Origin of the sequence: Photorhabdus caribbeanensis, from assembly GCF_018448885.1 — a bacterium.
In the GTDB taxonomy this organism is placed as follows: Bacteria; Pseudomonadota; Gammaproteobacteria; order Enterobacterales; family Enterobacteriaceae; genus Photorhabdus; species Photorhabdus caribbeanensis.
This window is the reverse complement of sequence record NZ_RCWB01000162.1, coordinates 1-321: the sequence shown is the minus strand read 5'-3', so window position 1 is coordinate 321 and position 321 is coordinate 1. Positions and strand designations below refer to the sequence as shown.

At 58.3% G+C, this 321-nt stretch carries 1 protein-coding gene; it reads left to right on the top strand.

Features of this window, described 5'->3' with window-relative positions; genetic code table 11:
• Positions 1-104 precede the first annotated feature (104 nt).
• Positions 105-321, top strand: a 217-nt coding sequence (locus EAE90_RS23475) for a hypothetical protein (protein WP_246551136.1), incomplete at its 3' end; no start/stop codon positions are given.

Below are 321 nucleotides of genomic sequence, written 5' to 3'. Positions count from 1 at the left end.
CAGGGTGGGAAAAAGCGGTGAAGAAAAAGGCTGTTAAATCAATGGGAAAAGTCTGCCCGTCAGTATGATGACATCAGGATCCGCCAGACTTATGGGACGGCGACGTGCCGGCGGAAATCCGCGAATATCAGCACGGCCGGCTGAAAATGATCCGCCATCTGGTGTTTGACGGCTGGGAACTGGTGGCGCAGCAAACGCAGCAGTTTACGCTTAATCTGGACAACCGGGTGGAACTGATGGCCGGGGAAGTGGAGACTCAGTATGCGGTCAGCGCCCCGACCGGCGAGCCGCTGGCGCTGTTCGACCCGACGGGTAAACGGG